General features: G+C 70.3%; 23 protein-coding genes. 11 read left to right on the top strand and 12 right to left on the bottom strand.

What is annotated here, in order from left to right:
• Positions 1 to 22: 22 nt before the first annotated feature.
• Together ASE14_RS02635 and ASE14_RS02630 are read left to right on the top strand one after the other, a co-directional pair.
• Positions 23 to 1,183: a glycoside hydrolase family 3 N-terminal domain-containing protein gene (locus ASE14_RS02635; protein WP_056650347.1), complete on the top strand. Its 1,161-nt coding sequence runs from the start codon at positions 23 to 25 to the stop codon at positions 1,181 to 1,183.
• Positions 1,184 to 1,297: 114 nt separating this feature from the next.
• The gene (locus ASE14_RS02630) at positions 1,298 to 1,861 is read left to right on the top strand and encodes a YceI family protein (protein WP_056650344.1); all 564 of its coding nucleotides are present in this window, start codon (positions 1,298 to 1,300) and stop codon (positions 1,859 to 1,861) included.
• 81 nt (positions 1,862 to 1,942) lie between these two features.
• Here ASE14_RS02630 and ASE14_RS02625 read toward each other — a convergent pair whose 3' ends face one another.
• Positions 1,943 to 3,034 carry a winged helix DNA-binding domain-containing protein gene (locus ASE14_RS02625; protein WP_056650341.1) on the bottom strand — a complete coding sequence of 364 codons (1,092 nt, stop codon included), beginning with the start codon at positions 3,032 to 3,034 and terminating at the stop codon, positions 1,943 to 1,945.
• Between the two features lie 136 nt (positions 3,035 to 3,170).
• Here ASE14_RS02625 and ASE14_RS02620 point away from each other — a divergent pair, with 136 nt between their 5' ends.
• Together ASE14_RS02620 and ASE14_RS02615 are read left to right on the top strand one after the other, a co-directional pair.
• A complete protein-coding gene (locus ASE14_RS02620; RefSeq protein WP_056650338.1) occupies positions 3,171 to 4,769 on the top strand; it encodes an ABC-F family ATP-binding cassette domain-containing protein in 1,599 nt (532 codons plus the stop codon).
• A gap of 45 nt (positions 4,770 to 4,814) precedes the next feature.
• A complete protein-coding gene (locus ASE14_RS02615; RefSeq protein ID WP_056651663.1) occupies positions 4,815 to 5,207 on the top strand; it encodes a VOC family protein in 393 nt (130 codons plus the stop codon).
• Between the two features lie 35 nt (positions 5,208 to 5,242).
• On the opposite strand, the gene ASE14_RS02610 is transcribed toward ASE14_RS02615, so the two are convergent.
• Genes ASE14_RS02610 through ASE14_RS02600 form a run of 3 tightly spaced genes read right to left on the bottom strand, consistent with a single transcriptional unit; the run spans position 5,243 to position 6,680 of the window.
• Positions 5,243 to 6,079 carry an SURF1 family protein gene (locus ASE14_RS02610; RefSeq protein WP_056650335.1) on the bottom strand — a complete coding sequence of 279 codons (837 nt, stop codon included), beginning with the start codon at positions 6,077 to 6,079 and terminating at the stop codon, positions 5,243 to 5,245.
• A complete protein-coding gene (locus ASE14_RS02605) occupies positions 6,076 to 6,318 on the bottom strand; it encodes a hypothetical protein (RefSeq protein WP_056650331.1) in 243 nt (80 codons plus the stop codon). The genes ASE14_RS02610 and ASE14_RS02605 overlap by 4 nt, the downstream gene beginning before the upstream one ends.
• Positions 6,315 to 6,680 (bottom strand): DUF3099 domain-containing protein, encoded by a 366-nt coding sequence (locus tag ASE14_RS02600; protein ID WP_082599979.1) that lies wholly within the window; start codon positions 6,678 to 6,680, stop codon positions 6,315 to 6,317. The genes ASE14_RS02605 and ASE14_RS02600 overlap by 4 nt, the downstream gene beginning before the upstream one ends.
• 134 nt (positions 6,681 to 6,814) lie before the next feature.
• Between ASE14_RS02600 and fabG the strand changes: the two genes are divergently transcribed.
• Positions 6,815 to 7,525 carry a 3-oxoacyl-[acyl-carrier-protein] reductase gene (gene fabG, locus ASE14_RS02595; RefSeq protein WP_056650328.1) on the top strand — a complete coding sequence of 237 codons (711 nt, stop codon included), beginning with the start codon at positions 6,815 to 6,817 and terminating at the stop codon, positions 7,523 to 7,525.
• A 52-nt stretch (positions 7,526 to 7,577) separates the two neighbouring features.
• Here the strand turns inward: fabG and crcB are convergent, their stop codons facing one another.
• The 5 genes from crcB to ASE14_RS02570 are packed head-to-tail and all read right to left on the bottom strand — an operon-like array spanning position 7,578 to position 10,880.
• The gene (gene crcB, locus ASE14_RS02590) at positions 7,578 to 7,955 is read right to left on the bottom strand and encodes a fluoride efflux transporter CrcB (RefSeq protein WP_056650325.1); all 378 of its coding nucleotides are present in this window, start codon (positions 7,953 to 7,955) and stop codon (positions 7,578 to 7,580) included.
• Positions 7,952 to 8,401: a CrcB family protein gene (locus ASE14_RS02585; protein ID WP_235511059.1), complete on the bottom strand. Its 450-nt coding sequence runs from the start codon at positions 8,399 to 8,401 to the stop codon at positions 7,952 to 7,954. Before ASE14_RS02585 ends, crcB begins: the two co-directional genes overlap by 4 nt.
• On the bottom strand, positions 8,398 to 8,919 hold the full coding sequence (locus ASE14_RS02580) for a universal stress protein (RefSeq protein ID WP_082599978.1): 522 nt from the start codon (positions 8,917 to 8,919) through the stop codon (positions 8,398 to 8,400). Before ASE14_RS02580 ends, ASE14_RS02585 begins: the two co-directional genes overlap by 4 nt.
• Positions 8,920 to 8,973: 54 nt before the next feature.
• Complete coding sequence (serB, locus tag ASE14_RS02575) at positions 8,974 to 9,636, bottom strand: phosphoserine phosphatase SerB (RefSeq protein ID WP_056650319.1); 663 nt, start codon at positions 9,634 to 9,636, stop codon at positions 8,974 to 8,976.
• Positions 9,633 to 10,880 (bottom strand): glucose-1-phosphate adenylyltransferase, encoded by a 1,248-nt coding sequence (locus ASE14_RS02570; protein ID WP_056650316.1) that lies wholly within the window; start codon positions 10,878 to 10,880, stop codon positions 9,633 to 9,635. The genes serB and ASE14_RS02570 overlap by 4 nt, the downstream gene beginning before the upstream one ends.
• A gap of 80 nt (positions 10,881 to 10,960) precedes the next feature.
• On the opposite strand from ASE14_RS02570, the gene glgA reads away from it, so the two are divergent.
• The 4 genes from glgA to ASE14_RS02550 all read left to right on the top strand — a co-directional run bounded on the left by glgA (position 10,961) and on the right by ASE14_RS02550 (position 14,083).
• Positions 10,961 to 12,148, top strand: coding sequence for a glycogen synthase (gene glgA, locus ASE14_RS02565; RefSeq protein WP_056650311.1), 1,188 nt, complete (start codon positions 10,961 to 10,963; stop codon positions 12,146 to 12,148).
• 68 nt (positions 12,149 to 12,216) lie between these two features.
• A complete protein-coding gene (locus ASE14_RS02560) occupies positions 12,217 to 13,002 on the top strand; it encodes an ABC transporter ATP-binding protein (RefSeq protein ID WP_056651661.1) in 786 nt (261 codons plus the stop codon).
• Positions 13,003 to 13,127: 125 nt separating this feature from the next.
• Positions 13,128 to 13,376 carry a type B 50S ribosomal protein L31 gene (locus tag ASE14_RS02555; RefSeq protein ID WP_056650308.1) on the top strand — a complete coding sequence of 83 codons (249 nt, stop codon included), beginning with the start codon at positions 13,128 to 13,130 and terminating at the stop codon, positions 13,374 to 13,376.
• Between the two features lie 95 nt (positions 13,377 to 13,471).
• Positions 13,472 to 14,083, top strand: a complete 612-nt coding sequence (locus ASE14_RS02550; RefSeq protein WP_056650305.1) for a GNAT family N-acetyltransferase — start codon at positions 13,472 to 13,474, stop codon at positions 14,081 to 14,083.
• Here ASE14_RS02550 and ASE14_RS02545 read toward each other — a convergent pair.
• Positions 14,060 to 14,758 carry an exonuclease domain-containing protein gene (locus ASE14_RS02545; RefSeq protein WP_056650302.1) on the bottom strand — a complete coding sequence of 233 codons (699 nt, stop codon included), beginning with the start codon at positions 14,756 to 14,758 and terminating at the stop codon, positions 14,060 to 14,062. The two genes, ASE14_RS02550 and ASE14_RS02545, sit on opposite strands and share 24 nt — an antisense overlap.
• Positions 14,759 to 14,884: 126 nt before the next feature.
• Here ASE14_RS02545 and ASE14_RS02540 point away from each other — a divergent pair, with 126 nt between their 5' ends.
• Together ASE14_RS02540 and ASE14_RS02535 are read left to right on the top strand one after the other, a co-directional pair.
• Positions 14,885 to 15,778, top strand: a complete 894-nt coding sequence (locus ASE14_RS02540; protein ID WP_056650299.1) for an alpha/beta fold hydrolase — start codon at positions 14,885 to 14,887, stop codon at positions 15,776 to 15,778.
• Complete coding sequence (locus tag ASE14_RS02535) at positions 15,775 to 16,872, top strand: glycosyltransferase family 1 protein (RefSeq protein WP_056650297.1); 1,098 nt, start codon at positions 15,775 to 15,777, stop codon at positions 16,870 to 16,872. Before ASE14_RS02540 ends, ASE14_RS02535 begins: the two co-directional genes overlap by 4 nt.
• Before the next feature lie 58 nt (positions 16,873 to 16,930).
• On the opposite strand, the gene ASE14_RS02530 is transcribed toward ASE14_RS02535, so the two are convergent.
• Both ASE14_RS02530 and ASE14_RS02525 read right to left on the bottom strand, forming a co-directional pair.
• On the bottom strand, positions 16,931 to 17,542 hold the full coding sequence (locus ASE14_RS02530) for a histidine phosphatase family protein (protein ID WP_056650293.1): 612 nt from the start codon (positions 17,540 to 17,542) through the stop codon (positions 16,931 to 16,933).
• Between the two features lie 31 nt (positions 17,543 to 17,573).
• The gene (locus ASE14_RS02525) at positions 17,574 to 18,419 is read right to left on the bottom strand and encodes an NAD-dependent protein deacetylase (RefSeq protein WP_056650290.1); all 846 of its coding nucleotides are present in this window, start codon (positions 18,417 to 18,419) and stop codon (positions 17,574 to 17,576) included.
• Positions 18,420 to 18,478: the final 59 nt, after the last annotated feature.

The following is an 18,478-nucleotide window of genomic DNA, read 5'->3' as shown; positions in this document are numbered from 1 at the left end:
CACGCACCGTAGAGTCGTTCGGATGCGAGTCTTCCGAAATGCGCGCCTGCCGCTCCTGATCACGGCGACGCTGCTGGCGATGACCGCGTGCGCGGCACCCGCCACCGAGGGCGCGCCGTCTCGTTCGACCCCGCCCACGGCGGCGCCCGCCCCCGTGGACCCGATCGCCGAGTGGGTCGACGAGCGGATGTCGCAGCTCACGACCGAGCAGAAGGCGGCAGCGCTGCTCATGGTGCACGCGCCGGGCACCGACCCGGCGCCCCTGCGTGCGTACGTCGACGCCGGCGTGTCCGGGCTCATCCTCATGGGCGACAACGTGCCCGCGGGCCCGGCCGAGCTCAGTGCGCTCACCGCCGCCGTGCAGTCCGACCCCGAGGCTCCCGTGCTCATCGGCATCGACGAGGAGGGCGGTGAGGTGCAGCGGCTGCCGTGGGACGGTGCCGCGTCCGCCGACGTCCTGCGCACCGAAGCGCCGGCCGCAGCCGAGGCCGCCTACGCGGCCAGGGCGACCGTGCTCGCCGAGAGCGGGGTGAACGTGAACTTCGGCATCGTCGCCGATGTCACCGCCGATCCCGATTCCTTCATCTTCGGGCGGGTGCTCGGCACCGACCCCGTCGGCTCGGCCGAACGGGTCGCCGGCGCAGTGACGGGGGAGCAGGGCGTCGTCGCGAGCACCATCAAGCACTTCCCGGGTCATGGGGCGGCACCGGGCGACTCGCACTCGAGCGTTCCGACGGCGCCGCTCACCATCGACGAGTGGCGGGCCGGCCCGTCGATGCCGTTCGCGAGCGGTATCGACGCGGGCGCCGAACTCGTCATGACCGGCCACCTCAGCTACCCCGCGGTCGACCTCGCCCCGGCCTCGCTCTCGCCCGAGTGGCACCGGGTCCTCCGCGACGAGCTCGACTTCGACGGCGTCGTCGTGACCGACGACATGCTCATGCTGCAGCACAACGGCCTGCCGGAGTACGCGGATCCGGGAGAGAACGCCGTGCGCGCCGTGGCGGCCGGAGCCGACCTCCTGCTCTACGTGCTTCCAGCGGATCCGGCGACGATGGGCATCTCGGTCGAGGGCCTCGTCGGCTCGATCGTCGGCGCGGTGCAGTCGGGACGCATCACCGAGACGCAGCTCGATGCCGCCGCCGAGCGGGTGCTGACCCTGCGACGCACCCTCGCGGACTGAACCCGAGAATCCGCTGAAGAATCTCCGCCCAGCGGGAATACCTCTGCTCTTCATGCGTTTGCATAGGCGTGGCCGAACGGCCGCCACGACACCGAACACGGGAGACCGCCCAACATGACGACGACTGCACCGACCATCGAGATCCCCGGATACCGCGCAGGCACCTGGAACATCGACACCGCCCACAGCGAGGTCGGCTTCAGCATCCGCCACATCATGATCAGCAAGGTCAAGGGCAAGTTCGAGCGCTTCACCGCGACGTTCGTCACCGCCGAGAACCCGCTCGACTCGAGCGTCACCGCGTCGGCCGAAGTCGCCTCGATCACCACGAACGAGCCGAACCGCGACGCGCACCTGCGCACCGGCGACTTCTTCGAGGCCGAGGCCCACCCGACCATCGACTTCGTCTCGACCGGCGTGCGCGTCGAGCAGGGCGACTTCAAGGTCGACGGCGAGCTCACGATCCGCGGCATCACGAAGCCGGTCACCTTCGACTTCGACTTCGGCGGCTTCGGCGGCGACCCCTACGGCAACTACAAGGGCGGCGCCACGGCGAAGACCGTCATCAACCGCGAGGAATTCGGCCTGCACTACAACGCAGCGCTCGAGACCGGCGGCGTGCTCCTGGGCGACCAGGTGACGATCACCCTCGAGCTGCAGGCCTCGCTCGAGCAGTAGTCCGACGCTCTTCCGAACGGCGGCCGTGCACTCGCACGGCCGCCGTTCGCATGTGCGCGCAGCGGATGCCGCCGCCCTCGCTCAATCGATCGTCGTGACCTCGCCGAGCTCCCGGCCCCGGAACCGTGCCCACTCGCGCAGGCGCGGCGTGAAGGCGATCGGGTCGAGCGATCCGTCGAATCCGTCGAGCGTCACGGAGGTCGCACGCGCCCGCTCGGACTTGCGCCAGAGTCCGACGACCCGGCCGTTGTGCACGAGCGTCGGCTGGAAGACGCCGTTGCCGCCGGGCACGATGCGAGCGGCATGGGCGCGGTCGCAGACGGGGCCGCGATCGCGATACCCGAGGTAGTACTCGTCGAACGCCGCGAGCGCGTGGCGACCGGTGGCACGCGACGGCGGCGTGCTCCCACTCGACGACGCGACGACGAAGCGTTCATCGTCGAACGATGCCACCGCGTCGCTGGCATCGGCGAGGGCAGCACGCGCGTCGGTCAGGGTGACGCCGCTCCACCAGGCGAAGTCCTGCACGGTGGCGGGCCCGTGTCCGGTCAGGTAGGCGAGGAGCAGTGCCGTGAGTGTCTCATCACGTGCTCGGGCCGGCGCCGCTCGAGGCGACCATTCGTCGAGCAGCACGAAGCGCTGCCCCCGGCCTTCGACGGGGCCGCAGCAGAGTACGCCGTCGTGCGCGAGCCACCAGATGAGGTGGTACCCGCGCTGACCCGCCGTGGAGATGCCCGCGGCCTGCCACATGGCCTGCAGCTCGTCGCGGGAGAGCGATCGGCCGCCCTCGAGTTCGCGCTCGGCGATGCGCCGTGCCGCGGAGTAGACCTCGGCGTCGAGCTCGAGCTCCCGATGGGTCGTGGCGGCGCGCTGCAGGATGCGCGGTCCGGTGATCGCGAGGATGTCGCGCAGCGACTCGGCGGGCACGAGGTGGAGGGTGCCCCGCATCGGCCAGGAGCGCAGCACCTCGCGCGACTCGATCGCCGCATCGACGTCGGCGGCGACCGAGTCGTGCACACGTGCGCCGAGCACCCATTTCGAGGCGGCGAAGTCCTGCGCCTGCACCGCGCCGAGGCGACGCACTGCATCGGCGACCGAGGGAAGGCCGCGGGCGAGCCCGTGCGATTCGAGGCGGGCGGCGCGAACGCGCGCGTCGCTGGCGAGTTTCGGCATGCTCAGAGTCTGGCGGATGCCTGGGGCATCCGTGCGCGGTCGCCGTGCCGCCACGGAGCCGCGCCCGGCGGGATAGACTGGGAGGCTGTGCCGCTCGGCACGCCATCCCACCCCTGTCGTTTCGGAGGAACCCCCCGTGCTCGCCGTTCATGATCTCGAGATCCGCATCGGTGCGCGCGTACTGATGGAGCACGTCGACTTCCGCGTCTCCGACGGTGACAAGATCGGCCTCGTCGGCCGGAACGGCGCCGGAAAGACCACCCTCACGAAGACCCTCGCCGGCGAGACGCTGCCCACCGGAGGTCGAATCGAGCGCAGCGGCGAGATCGGCTACCTTCCGCAGGATCCGCGCTCCGGCGACCCCGAGATGCTCGCTCGCACCCGCATCCTCGATGCACGCGGGCTCGGGCAGATCGCGCTCGGCATGCACGAGGCATCCCTGAGCATGGGCGACGCGGACCCGGCAGTCGCCGAACGCGCCATGAAGAAGTACGGCAACCTCACCGACCGCTTCAACGCACTCGGCGGCTACGCCGCCGAAGCCGAGGCGGCCTCGATCGCCTCGAACCTGAACCTGCCCGACCGCATCCTCGACCAGCCGCTGAAGACTCTCTCCGGCGGTCAGCGACGCCGCATCGAGCTCGCGCGCATCCTCTTCTCCGACGCCGAGACGATGATCCTCGACGAACCGACGAACCACCTCGACGCGGATTCCGTCGTCTGGCTCCGCGAGTTCCTGAAGAACTACCGGGGCGGCGTGATCGTGATCTCGCACGATGTCGTGCTCGTCGGCGAGGTCGTGAACCGAGTGTTCTACCTCGACGCGAACCGTTCGGCGATCGACATCTACAACATGGGCTGGAAGCACTACCAGCGTCAGCGCGCCGCTGACGAGGAGCGTCGCAAGAAGGAGCGGGTGAACGCCGAGAAGAAGGCGGGAGTCCTGCAACTGCAGGCCGCGAAGTTCGGCGCCAAGGCCTCGAAGGCTGCTGCGGCGCACCAGATGGTGGCCCGTGCAGAGAAGCTCCTCGCCGGACTCGATGAGGTGCGCACCGTCGACCGGGTTGCGAAGCTCCGCTTCCCGACGCCCGCTCCGTGCGGCCGTACGCCGATCACGGCGTCGGATCTCTCGAAGAGCTACGGATCGCTCGAGATCTTCACAGCCGTCGACCTCGCGATCGACCGCGGCTCGAAGGTCGTCATCATCGGCCTGAACGGCGCGGGCAAGACCACGCTGCTCCGCATCCTCGCGGGAGTCGACAAGCCCGACACCGGTGCCGTCGAGGCCGGGCACGGCCTGCGCGTCGGCTACTACGCACAGGAGCACGAGACGATCGACGTCAAGCGCTCGGTGCTCCAGAACATGGTCAGCGCGTCCCCGAACCTCACAGAGACCGAGGCGCGCAAGGTGCTCGGATCGTTCCTCTTCACGGGTGACGACGTGCACAAGGCGGCCGGCGTGCTCTCGGGCGGCGAGAAGACGCGTCTCGCGCTCGCGATGATCGTCGTCTCCGGTGCGAACGTGCTGCTCCTCGACGAGCCGACCAACAACCTCGACCCCGCGAGCCGTGCCGAGATCCTCGACGCGCTCGCGCACTACGAGGGCTCGGTCGTGCTCGTCTCGCACGACCCGGGTGCGGTCGAGGCCCTGAACCCCGAGCGCGTGCTCATCATGCCCGACGGCACCGAAGACCACTGGAGCCGCGAGTACCAGGAGCTCATCGAGCTCGCATAGGCATTGCATGTCGGGGACGTCGGACCCGTCTGGCAGAATCGTGGCGTGCCGGGCTTTCATCATGTCGAGTTGTGGATCTCGGATCTCCGGGAGGCGCGCGCCGAGTGGGGCTGGCTGCTGAAACGAGTGGGCTTCGCGCTCGACGGCGACTGGCCCGAGGGCCAGTCGTGGAGCGCCGGAGGTGCGTACCTCACGTTGACGACGTCGCCGATGCTGACGACCCCCGTGCACGATCGTCGGAGCGTCGGCGTGAACCACCTCGCGTTCAGCGCCGGCGAGCCGGCAGTGGTCGACGCGATCATGGCCGACGCACCCGCCCACGGGTGGCGACCGCTCTATCAGGAGCGCTACCCGCACGCCGGCGGGGAGGCGCACTACGCGGGCTGGCTGGAGAACTCCGCAGGATTCAAGGCCGAGATCGTCGCCGACCCATCCTGAGGTCGGGCGCCGATGACCGAACGGGCGCCCGACGCTCACCGCCGGTCGAGCACGCCGTCCTCGAGGTCGGAATCGGCGTCTCTCCGCTTCGGCTTCGGCTTGCGAGCGGCGCGAGTCGAGGCATCCGTCGAACCGGATGTCTCGGCGAGCGCCTTCCGCTCCTGGTTCGCCGCCCACGCGAGGCCGATGAAGGCCATCAGCGCGAAGACGTACCACTGCAGCGCATAGGAGAGGTGCGGTCCCTCGTCGCGCTCGGGACGCGCTGCGGCCAGCGGCGGCTCGTCGGCGTCGGAGCCCGACTGCACGAGCACGCCGTACGCGGCCGTGTAACTCGGCTCGCCGACGCGCTCCGAGAGCTCCTCGAGGTCGATGGTCGCGAACTCGACACCCGTCGAGGTGCGGCCGTCGATGCGTCCCTCACCGGCCTTCAGCCGGGCTTCGACCGCGACCTGGCCGCTCGGCGGCGGCGGCGCATCGCTCGGTCGTCCCTCGGAGTTCTGCGCGATCCAGCCGCGATCGACCATGAACACGGTGCCGTCGTCGAGTCGGAACGGCGTGATCACCTGGAAGCCGGAGCTGCCCTCGAACGGACGGTTCCGAACGACGATCTCCTCGGCGGCGAGGTATTCGCCGGAGAGCGCGACCACCTGCCAGCGCTGGTCGATGTCGAACGCCGCGGGATCGGGCAGCGCCTCGGCCACCGGCACGGCAGGCGCATCGTAGTTCGCGTCGATGCGGGCGACCTCGGCGAGCGCTTCGGCGCGACGGTTGAACTGCCAGGTGCCGAGCGCCGAGCAGGCGATCGCGAAGACGATCACGAGCACGAGATAGCCCGCCCACCGTCGATGCAACAGGAAGCGCCACTCGTTCACTCGAAGTCTCCGTCTGCGGTATCGGTGTCGTCGAATGCGGCGACCTCGACCGGGAACGAGCGCGCCTCCAGGAAGCCGCGCAGGTAGTCGACGTGCTCGTCGCATGCGAGCCAGGTCTTGCCGCGGTCGCCCGTGTGGATGCGCGGGTTGCGCCAGTCGATGCGCCAGGTCGCCGCTGTACGGCATTCCGCGCGCGAGCAGACGCCGTGGTCGGGCGACGCGCCCAATCCACCGATCATGCGGCACCGCGTTCGCCGTCGTCGGTCGCCTCAGGGGTCGTCTCGGCTGTCTCGGGGGTCTCTGAGTCCGACGGTTCCGCCGTCGGCTCACCCGTCGGCGGGGGAGTACGGCGAACGAGGCCGCCCGGCCGCAGCACGGGGCGCTGCCGGCCCGAGCCCTGGACATTCGCGAGCACGACTGCGAAGTACGGCAGGAAGATCGCCCCAGCGGCGAACACCGCGAGCCACCAGCCCTTCGCGAAGAGCAGCCCGATGATGCAGAGCACACGGATCGACATCGCGATCGTGTACTTGATCATGCGCGACCGCCGCTCCGCTTCTGGCGAGGGCGGCAGCGTGGTGATCGACTGCTGCTGCTTCATGGTGGTCGCCGTGGTCCTGCGGCACTCCTCTTCCTCCAAGCCTACGTCCGTATCCGGTCGGCGGATGCCCCGAATGCTCGAGCCTCTATGCTGAAACGGGCCGTTCGGGCCCGACGTGAGAAGGAGTACTACGCATGACGACGAGCCGCACTGTTCTCGTGACCGGTGGCAACCGGGGCATCGGCTTCGCGATCGCCCGCGAGTTCATCGCCCAGGGGCACCGGGTCGCCGTCACCGCCCGTTCCGGGGAGGGCCCGGAGGGCTCGCTCACCGTGCGGGCCGACGTGACCGACGCGGCATCCGTCGACGCCGCCTTCACCGAGGTCGAGGCCGCACTCGGCCCCGTCGAGGTCGTCGTCGCCAACGCCGGCATCACGCGCGACACGCTGCTCCTGCGCATGAGCGAAGACGACTTCACGAGCGTCGTCGACACGAACCTCACTGGCGCGTTCCGCGTCGTCAAGCGCGCCTCGAAGGGCATGCTGAAGGCCCGCTTCGGCCGCATCGTGCTCATCTCGAGCGTCGTCGGGCTGTACGGCTCGGCCGGCCAGGTCAACTACTCCGCCTCGAAGGCCGGCCTCGTGGGCATGGCCCGCTCGCTCACCCGCGAGCTCGGGGCACGCAACATCACGGCCAATGTCGTCGCGCCGGGCTTCATCGAGACCGACATGACCGACGAACTGCCCGAGGCCCAGCAGGCCGAGTACAAGAAGAACATCCCGCTCGGTCGCTTCGCCGCTCCCGAAGAGGTCGCGAAGGTCGTCGCCTGGCTCGCTGGCGACGAAGCCGGGTACATCTCGGGCGCCGTCATCCCCGTCGACGGCGGACTCGGGATGGGTCACTAACCCTCGCACGTTCCCGTCAGCCGGATCCGGCTGACAGGATCGACCGGAGCGGTCAGAACACGCCGCCGAGCCAGAAGCCGAGACCGGCTGCGGCGACGGAGAGCACGAGCATCAGCACGCCGCTGACGAGCGACGAGGCGTACCGTCGCTGCCGGATGAGCTGCACGGTCTCGTAACTGGCTGTGCTGAACGTCGTGTAGCCGCCGAGGAATCCGGTGCCGAGCACGAGCGCGAACTCCTGCGGAAGCAGGCCCGAGAGCGACACTCCGGTGATGAGGCCGAGCGCGAACGAGCCCGACACGTTGATGATCGTCGTCGCCCAGGGGAACGCGGTGCGAACCCGCGATCGGACGAGGCCGTCGACGGTGAAACGCACGCCCGCGCCCAGACCGCCGGCGACGACGATCGTGAGGAACAGGGGAAGGCTCATCGTGCCTCCCCAGCCCGGGCGGTGCGTTCGCGCCCGCCGCCGAGCGCGGTGCCGGCGACGATGCCCGCCCACGTCGCGAGACCGCCGACCAGCACCGTGCCGAGCGCGTAGAGCACCGCGTCGCCGACCGCGCCGTGCACCGCGAGCACGACGGTGTCGTCGGCCAGCGCGCTGTAGGTCGTGAACCCGCCGCAGAAGCCGGTGCCGAGGAGCAGCCGCAGATTCACGGCCGACACGTCGTCGTGGCCCCGATGCGCGAGCGCGGCATACAGGCAGCCGAGCACGAATGCACCGACGATGTTGACGAGCGCGATGGCGATCGGCACTTCTGCGATCGTGGGGATCGCCAGGGTGAGCCCGGCACGAGCCGCCGAGCCGGCCATACCGCCCATGACGACGAGGGCGATCGCTCCCCACCTGAGGTGGAGCGGCCGCGCATCCGTCACGAGTCGGTTCCCTCGCGGTGTCGCGGTATCGCGCTCACCGGTGCGGGAACGACGACGACCGGTCGAGGCTGACGGTGCGCCAACTGTGCACCGACCGAGCGGCTGAAGAACCCGTGCAGGCTCCCGCCGAGTGAGCGGTCATGCGTCCCCACGACGATCATGGCGGCGTCGAGCGTTTCAGCGAGGTGTCCGAGCGCGCCTGCGACATCGCCGGCGAGTGCGAGCAGCCGCCACGACACATCGGAGTCGGCGAGGGTGTGGCGCAATGAGACCGCCAGCGCCTCGTCGAACGCCGTCTCGTGCTCGTCGGCGAAGTCGGGATCGATCGAGGCGCTCTCGACCGAGCCGTCGTCGGACTCATCGGTCGGGTACCGCGCCGGATTGACGTACGCGCACACCAGCTCGGTTCCGAAGCGACTCGCGAAGACGGCGGCCTGCAGCACGACGTGCTGCGGCTGCCCGGGGGTCACCCCGAGGATCACAGGGTGCGCCGAGCGACCACCGTGGGGCTCAGCCATGCCGCGATGCTACGCCGGGGCGCTGTCGAAGGCCAGCGAGCGGCACGCCGTCGGTCACCCGCGCAGGCCGAGCAGTGCGAGCACCGGCGACAGGTCGGGTCGATCGATCGCGACATCCGCCTGTGCGCGCACGATCGGCTTCGCGCAGAACGCGATGCCGAGCGCCGCGCGGTCGAGCATGCGCAGGTCGTTCGCACCGTCGCCCACGGCGACGGTGCGATGGAGCGGGATGCCGCTGGCCTCGGCCCATTCGGCGAGCGCCGTCGCCTTCGCAGCCGCATCGATGATGGGTCCGTCGACCACGCCGGTGAGCCGGCCGTCGACGACCTCGAGCCGGTTCGCCCGGCAGAAGTCGAGCCCGAGTCGCTCGGCGAGCGGGTCGAGCAGTTCGTGGAAGCCGCCGGAGACGACGCCCACCCGCCCTCCTGCCGCGTGCACGCCGGCGATGAGCTCCTGCACGCCCGGGGTCGGCGTCATGCGCTCACGCGCCGCGGCGAGCGCGTCGGCGTCGAGGCCGGCGAGGGTCGCGACGCGTTCGCGCAGACTCTCGGCGAAGTCCAGCTCGCCCCGCATCGCGCGTTCCGTCACCGCGGCGACGTGCTCGAGGCTGCCGGCTGCTTCGGCGAGCAGCTCGATCGCCTCCTCGCGGATGAGGGTCGAGTCGGCGTCGAGCACGACGAGGGGGCCGCTCGCGCGGCCGGTGGTGCCGGCGCTCACGCGGCGGCCCGGACGCGTGAGCCCTTGCCCACGACGGTGATGCCGCTGTCGGTCACGATGAAACCGCGTGCGAGGTCTTCGGCCCGGTCGACGCCGATGCGCGCTCCCGCGTCGACGACGACCTCCTTGTCGAGGATCGCCCGCCGCACAGTGGCGCCGGCGTCGATGCGCGCCCGGTCGAAGAGGATCGAGTCGGCAACGTGCGCGCCGGAGCCGACGATCGCCCACGGCCCGATGACGCTGCGTTCGACGTGCGCACCGGAGATCACGGAGCCGAGCGAGACGATCGAGTCGATGACGGTGCCGAGCGTGCCGCGGGCATCGCGCGTGAACTTCGCCGGAGGAGAGTTCAGCTGCTGACCGAAGATGGGCCACTCCCTGTTGTAGAGGTTGAAGACGGGCAGCACCGAGATCAGGTCCTGATGGGCCTCGAAGAACGAGTCGATGGATCCGACGTCCCGCCAGTAGTACCGGTCGCGGTCGGTGGACCCCGGCACGACATTGCGCTGCAGGTCGTACACGCCGGCCGCACCCTGTGCGACGAACGCCGGGATGATGTCGCCGCCCATGTCGTGGCTCGAGTCGGTGCGCTCGCCGTCGCGGAGCACGGCGTCGATGAGTGCATCGGCGTCGAAGACGTAGTTGCCCATCGAGGCGAGCACCTCGTTCGGCGAATCGGGGAGGCCGATCGGGTCGGTGGGCTTCTCGAGGAACCGATGGATGCGGCCGGGGTTGGCTGGATCGACCTCGATGACGCCGAACTGGTCGGCGAGTGCCATCGGCTGACGGATCGCCGCGACGGTCGCGGCGGCGCCGGACTCGAGGTGCGCCTCGATCATCTGGCTGAAGTCCATGCGATACACGTGGTCGGCGCCGACCACGACGATGAGGTCGGGGCGTTCGTCGTAGATGAGGTTGAGGCTCTGCAGGATCGCATCGGCCGATCCGGAGAACCAGCGCTTGCCGAGGCGCTGCTGGGCGGGCACCGAGGCCACGTAGGAGTTCAGCAACCCGCTGAGACGCCAGGTCTGGGAGACGTGGCGGTCGAGGCTGTGCGACTTGTACTGGGTGAGCACGACGATCTGTCGAAGGCCGGAGTTCAGCAGGTTCGAGAGAGCGAAGTCGATGAGGCGGTATTGACCGCCGAACGGCACCGCGGGCTTTGCACGGTCTTCCGTCAGGGGCATGAGTCGTTTGCCCTCGCCGCCGGCGAGGACGATGCCGAAAACCTTGCGCGTCGCCATGCCACAACTGTAGTCAGCGCGGCGCGATGGCGGGCCGCGAAGTCGGGGCATGACGGATGCCGCTGCGCTACGTTTGCAGCATGCGCGTCGACCTGCTCACCCGCGAGTATCCACCCGAGGTCTACGGGGGTGCCGGTGTGCACGTCGCGGAGCTCGTGCGAGCGCTGCGCACGAGCATCGACGTGCAGGTGCGGTGTTTCGGTGCGCCGCGTGCCGAGCCGAGCACGTTCGGATATCCGACTCCGCCGGAGTTCGCCGCGGCGAACCCGGCGCTCGGCACCATGGGCGTCGACCTGCTCATGGCGGGCGACACCGCCGGCGCCGATCTCGTGCACTCGCATACCTGGTACGCGAACTTCGCCGGGTTCACGGCGAAGCGGTTGCACGGGGTGCCGCACGTGGTGACGGCGCACAGCCTCGAGCCGCTGCGTCCGTGGAAGGCCGAGCAGCTCGGCGGCGGGTACCGGCTCTCGTCCTGGGTCGAGCGCACCGCCTTCGAGGACGCCGATGCGGTGATCGCCGTGAGCGAGGGCATGCGCCGCGACATCCTGCGCTCCTACCCGTCGATCGACCCGGCCAGGGTGGAGGTCGTCTACAACGGCATCGACCTCGAGGACTGGGCTCCGCGTGACGATCCCGACACGGTGCGGTCGCTCGGTGTCGACCCCGGGCGGCCGTCGATCGTCTTCGTGGGCCGCATCACCCGGCAGAAGGGGCTGCCCTACCTGCTCCGCGCTGCACGCCTGCTGCCCGACGACGTGCAGCTCGTGCTCTGCGCCGGTGCGCCCGACACCGAGGAGATCATGGCGGAGGTCACCGCCCTCGTCGACGAGCTGCGCGCCGAACGCGGCGGGGTGGTCTGGATCGACCGGCACCTGCCGCGCGCCGAGCTCTCCGCGCTCCTCACCTCCGCCACGACCTTCGTCTGTCCCTCGGTCTACGAGCCGCTCGGCATCGTGAACCTCGAGGCGATGGCCTGCGGTGCGCCGGTGGTCGGCACGGCCACGGGCGGCATCCCCGAGGTCGTGGCCGATGGCGTCACGGGCGTGCTCGTGCCGATCGAGCAGCTCGACGACGGCACCGGCACGCCGGTCGATCCCGACCGCTTCGTCGTCGACCTCGCTGCGGCGCTCACCGCGGTCGTGAGCGACCCCGCGCGCGCGGCCGAGATGGGTGCCGCCGGGCGGCGACGCGCCGAGTCTGACTTCGGCTGGGCGGCGATCGCCGAGCGCACGCTCGAGCTGTACAGCCGGGTGCTCGCTCGGTGACCCGCGTCGACGCGCGCGGCGAGTCGGGTGCGCCGAGCGACCTCCGCGCTGCCGATAGCATGGGACGCATGGCGAGCACGGTTCTGCAGTTCCACGATGTGTCGGTGGTCCGCGATGGCAACACGATCCTCGACTCGGTCAACTGGAGCGTCGCCTCCGACGAACGCTGGGTCATCCTCGGGCCGAACGGCGCGGGCAAGACCACGCTGCTGCAGATCGCAGCTGCCGCGATGCACCCCACCTCGGGTACCGCCGACGTGCTGCAGGAGGCGCTCGGCAAGGTCGACGTCTTCGAGCTGCGCCCCATGATCGGGTTCGCCTCGACCGCGATGGCCCGCAAGATCCCGCGCAACGAGACGGTCATCGACGTCGTGCTGACGGCGGCCTACTCGGTCACCGGCCGCTGGAACGAGGAGTACGAGGCGATCGACCTCCGCCGTGCGCAGCGCGTGCTCTCGGAGTGGGGCCTCGAGGGCTTCGCCGACCGCCGCTTCGGCAGCCTCTCCGACGGCGAGCAGAAGCGCGTGCAGATCGCCCGCTCGGTCATGACCGACCCCGAACTGCTGCTGCTCGACGAGCCGGCCGCGAGCCTCGACCTCGGTGCCCGCGAAGAGCTCGTCGCCCTGCTCGGCGGCTATGCCGCGTCGTCGGCCTCGCCCGCGATCGTGATGGTCACCCACCACGTCGAAGAGATCCCGGTCGGCTTCACGCACGCCCTGCTGCTGCAGAAGGGCGGCATCGTCACCGCGGGTCCGCTCGCGGAGGCGCTCACCGCCGAGAACCTCTCGAAGACGTTCGACATGAAGATCGAGCTGACCGAGACCGACGGTCGATACGCGGCTCGCGCCGTGTGACCGCACATTGCCGTCGATTCTGCTAAGATCGATAGCTGGCCCGTGGGCCGCCTTTTTTCCCTGCGCGCGCAGGCTTCGTATCCACCGTCCGAATGCTTCACCAGCTGAAATCCAAGGAAGTCTCCATGAAGACCGACATCCACCCCGAGTACAACGCAATCGTCTTCCGCGACCTCGCTTCGGGCGCCACGTTCCTCACCCGCTCGACGGCGACGAGCGACAAGACGATCGAGCTCGACGGTGAGACCTACCCGGTCATCGACGTCGAGATCTCGTCCGAGTCGCACCCGTTCTACACGGGCAAGCAGCGCATCATGGACTCGGCCGGCCGCGTCGAGAAGTTCAACCAGCGCTTCAAGAACTTCGGCGCCTAAACACCGCCGCACGACGAAGGCCCCGCCGATGGCGGGGCCTTCGTCGTCTGCACGGGTGCTGTCGCGCCCTGAGCGGTTCGTGTTAGCGTCGCCGGATGCCGGGACCGTCGCGCAGTCGCAGGAGCACGCCACCTGCGCTCACGCTGCCCGCCCTGGCGGGCACGGGAGTCGTGCTTCGCGCGTTCCGCGACGATGACGTCGAGACGGTGCGCGAGGCCTCACGGGATCCGTTGATCCCCGACATCACCACCGTTCCCCGAAACGCCGACCGCCGAGGCGCACTCGCGTACATCGCACGCCAGCATCGGCGCCTGCGCTCGGGCACGGGGTACTCGTTCGCGATCGCGGACGCCGCCGATCGAGCCATCGGCCAGATCGGGCTCTGGCCCGCTGGCGACGATCCGGGGCGCGCCAGCATCGGCTACTGGATCGTCGAGTCGGCGCGTGGCAACGGCTACGCTTCAGCCGCCCTGCGTGCGCTCAGCACGTGGGCGTGGAGCCTGCAGTCGCTCGAGCGCCTCGAACTGTTCGTCGAGCCATGGAACACCGGTTCCTGGAAGGCCGCCGAGGCGGCGGGGTTCGAGCGCGAGGGGCTGCTCAGATCATGGCGCGTGATCCGTTCCGAGCGACGGGACCTGTTCGTCTACTCGAGGATTCGCGCGCCGGGGGAGTCGAAGGATGACTCAGCGCACCGGCCAGGCGCCTGACGTCGTGAACTCGGGCTCGCCGTTCTTGCGGCGCCACGCCTGGTAGCTCTCGGCCTGCTCGCGGCTCCAGTCGACCTGTCGTGCGTGCAACTCGGCGACGGCGGTCGCGGCGAGCTCGGGGAAGGTGCGCGCGATGGCCTGGGCGACGCGCCCGGCTGCCACGGCGTCGGCGCCGGCATCGTGGGCGTCGTCGAGCACGACGCCGTAGTGCTCGGCGGTCGCCGAGAGCGTGCGCTTGCCGCGGCGGTATTTGTCGACGGCCTTGTCGATGACGAGCGGGTCGATGACCGCACCGGGCACTGGCAGGGGAGCGACGCCGTACCTGGACGCCTCGCGGTCGAGGATCGTGAGGTCGTACGCGGCGTTGTACGCCACGATCGGCAGGCCCCGCGCCGCGGCATCCGTCAATGCGCCGACGATCTCGGCGACCGCGACCGGCGCCTGCTGCCCCTCGAGGCGGGCGCGTTCGGTGCTGACGCCGTGGATGAGCGACGCCGCGGTGGGGATCTCGACCCCCGGGTCGACGAGCCACTCCCGCCGCTCGAGCACCTCGCCGGAGGCGCCGATCACGCCGACGTGGGCCGTGACGATGCGGCACGTGTCGACGTCGATGCCCGTCGTCTCGAGGTCGAAGACGGCGAGCGTGTCGGCCCAGTGGCCACCCAGAAGATCCATGCCGTCAGGCTACGGTCGGCCACCGTCATCGATGCCGTGCGAGGTCGCGTGTCGGCGGCATCCGCACGGCCACCGGTCTCCACGGCGATCAGCAGGCACTCCGCCTCGAACCATAGAATGGCAGGGATGATCACCTCTCCGTACGCCGAGCAGCTCGCTCGCATCCCCGTGCGAGCGCACCGCGTCGACGTCGACGGCACCGAGACGGCCTGGTGGGAGTACGGCGAAGCGGATGCCCCGTTGCTCGTGCTCGTGCACGGCTTCCGCGGCGACCACCACGGCCTTGAACCTGTCGTCGCCCAGCTGCCCGGCTTCCGCATCATCTCGCCCGACCTGCCGGGGTTCGGCGAATCGGCGACCTTCGCCGACCGCCCGCACGACATCGAGGCGTACGCCGCCTGGCTCGGCGCGTTCATCGACGCCGTCGGCATCACCGGTCCCTACGCCCTGCTCGGCCACTCCTTCGGCTCGATCGTCTCGGCGGCCGCCGTCGCCGGCGGGCTCGCACCCGAGCGCCTCGTGCTCGTCAACCCGATCGGCGCCCCGGCCCTCGAGGGCCCGCGCGGCATCATGACCCGACTCGCGGTCTTCTACTACCGCACCGCGGCCGCGCTGCCCGAGCGCGCCGGCTTCGCGCTGCTCCGCAACGGCGTCGTCGTGCGCGTCATGAGCGTGACGATGGCCAAGACCCGGTCGAAGTCGCTCCGCCGCTTCATCCACGACCAGCACGACCGCTACTTCTCGGCGTTCGGCGACCGCGACGCGGTGCTCGAGGCGTTCCAGGCCTCCGTCAGCAACGACGTCAGCCAGTTCGCCGCCGACATCTCAGTGCCGACCCTCCTCGTCGCCGCCGAGCGCGACGACGTCACGCCGATCACGGCGCAGCACCGGCTCGTCACGCTCTTCCCCGACGCGACCCTCGAGGTGATCCCCGAGGTCGGCCACCTCATCCACTACGAGACGCCCGGTGATGCCGCCTCGCGCATCCTGACGTTCCTCGGCGCCGGGGCGCGCGCGTGAGGATCATCGTCGACTGCCGCTACACCCGCATCGGGCAGCACGACGGCATCAGCCGATTCACGGCGGGCATCGTGACGGAGCTCGGCAAGCGGCATCCGCTCACCATGCTCGTGAGCGACCACCGTCAGCTCGCCATGCTGCCCGAGCTGCCATGGCAGCTCGTGAGCTCGCCCACGAGCATCCGCGAGCCGCTCGTCGCCCTGCAGGTCAAGAAGCTGCGGCCCGACGTCGTCTTCACGCCGATGCAGACGATGGGCTCGTGGGGGCGCGACTACAAGCTGCTGCTGACGCTGCACGACCTGATCTACTACGAGAACCGCACGCCGCCGCGCGACCTGCCGGCTCCCGTGCGCCTGCTCTGGCGCCTGTACCACCTCGCCTGGTGGCCGCAGCGCATGCTGCTGAACCGCGCCGACCAGGTCGTGACGGTTTCCGAGACGACGGCTGGCCTCATCCACGAGCATCACCTGACCGACCGGCCCGTCACCGTCGTGCCCAACGCGGCCGACGACCTCGGCGCGCCGGCGCTGCCGCGTACGCGCCCCGAGGGCCACCGGCTCGTCTACATGGGCTCCTACATGCCCTACAAGAACGTCGACACGCTCGTGCGCGCCGTCGCGGCCCTGCCCGACCACGAGCTGCACCTGCTCAGCCGCATCAGCGCCGATGAACGTTCGCGACTCACGCGCCTCGCGCCGCAGGCTCGGCTCGTCTTCCACGACGGCGTGACGGATGCCGCGTACGCCGAGCTGCTCTCTGGCGCGACCGCGCTCGTGCACGCGTCGAAGGCCGAGGGCTTCGGCATCCCGCTCGTCGAGGCGATGCGGCTCGGCACGCCCGTGGTCGTCAGCGACATCCCGATCTTCCGCGAGATCGGCGGCGCCGCCGCCGTCTACTTCGACCCCGAGAACCCCGAGTCGCTCGTCGCGGCGCTCTGGTCGCTCGAACGCGAAGGGGAGTGGGAGCGGCGCTCCGAGGCCGGCGTGGGTGTCGCCGCCCGCTACAACTGGGCGGCGTCGGCCGACCGCCTGCTCGCGCTCATGCAGTCGACGGTCGCCGGCAACCGGCGCCGCCGGCGCCGTCGGGTCGGGTGACACTGCCGAACCGTGCACTCGGCGAGCCTCGACGTGGTCGTACCCGACCCGGGTTCCGCTACGCGTTCGTGCCAGTGAGCGCCTCGGGCTCGACGAGCTGCAGCTCGCCCGCCTCGAAGCGCACGAGGTGCACGGAGCCGTTGGCGACCGCGTAGCCGGCGCCGGGCAGCGTCCAGCCGCTGAGGTGCAGCATGAGCGAGTGGATGACGCCGCCGTGCGAGACCACGACGACGGAGCCGCCGGGGTGGGCCGCCGCGATCTCGGCGAGCGCCGCGGTCGACCGCTCGATCACGGTCGAGCGGGGCTCGAGTCCCTCGATGGTCGCGGCCTGAGCCTCGAGCGCGGCGCGACCCGCGTGGTCGAGACCTTCGAGCACGCCGTGGCTGCGCTCCGCGAGCCCCGCGACGAGCGGGGGCTCGGGCAGCTCGAGCGAACGGGCGATGATCTGCGCCGTCTCGGCGGCACGCGAGAGCGGGGTGCCGTAGACGGCATTCCAGGGCTCGCTCGCGAGGCGCTCGGCCGTCTGCGCCGCCTGCGCGCGACCGGTGTCGTTCAGCGGGATGTCCGTGGTGCCCTGGATGCGCCGTTCGCGGTTCCAGTCGGTCTCGCCGTGGCGCACGAGGGCGATGAGCACCGACTCGGTGCGGGCGTCGGTCGCAGCATCCGTCATGGCGTCAACTCTCGCAGAACGACCGCGGCCGTCACGAATCGAGGGCGGCCGCGATCGCGACGAGCGTCTCGCTCGCGCCCGCGTCGACCTTGACTGCGGCGCGGCCATCGCCCTTCGTGACGCCTCGGTTGACGATGACGATCGGCAGACGCTTGCGCCGCGCCTGCTCGATGAGTCGCATGCCGGAGTTCACGACGAGCGAGGAGCCGGCGACGAGCAGCACGTCGGCGCCCTGCACGAGGGAGGCCGCGGCCTGGAACCGGTCGGCGGGCACGAACTCGCCGAAGAAGACCACGTCGGGCTTCAGGATGCCGCCGCACACGGTGCACGACGGAATCACCAGGGCATCGACGTCGTCGACCTCCACATCGCCGTCGGGAGCGGGCCGGATCGTGGTCTCGAGGTCGATCTCGGGGTTCAGGGCCTCGAGCCGGGCTGCGATCGCCTGGCGGGCGTAGTGCTGGCCGCAGGTGAGGCACAGCACGCGGTCCATGCTGCCGTGCAGTTCGATGACGTGCCGGTTGCCTGCCCGCCGGTGGAGCCCGTCGACGTTCTGGGTGATCACACCGCCGACGACGCCGCGCGCTTCGAGTTCGGCGAGGGCGAGGTGGCCCCGGTTCGGCACGGCGCTGCCGAAGCTGCGCCAGCCGAGGTGGCTGCCCGCCCAGTAGCGCTTGCGCGCCTGCTCGGAGGCGAGGAAGGTCTGCACGGTCATCGGCGTGCGCACCGGCGCACCCTCGCCGCGATAGTCGGGGATGCCGGAGTCGGTGCTGACGCCCGCCCCGGTGAGCACCGCGACGCGCGCGCCGCGGAGCAGTTCGATCGCCTCCGCGAGCTGCGGTCCGGCCGCGACCGGAGCCTCGGTATCAGTGCTCACGCGACTCTCCCTTCCACAATGGTGCCGAGTCTAGACGTCTCCGTTTTCCGGAATGTTTC

It is taken from the genome of Agromyces sp. Root81, from assembly GCF_001429165.1.
In the GTDB taxonomy this organism is placed as follows: domain Bacteria; phylum Actinomycetota; class Actinomycetes; order Actinomycetales; family Microbacteriaceae; genus Agromyces.
Note: the sequence above shows the minus strand (reverse complement) of the source record. Positions and strands in the feature narration are given on the sequence as shown.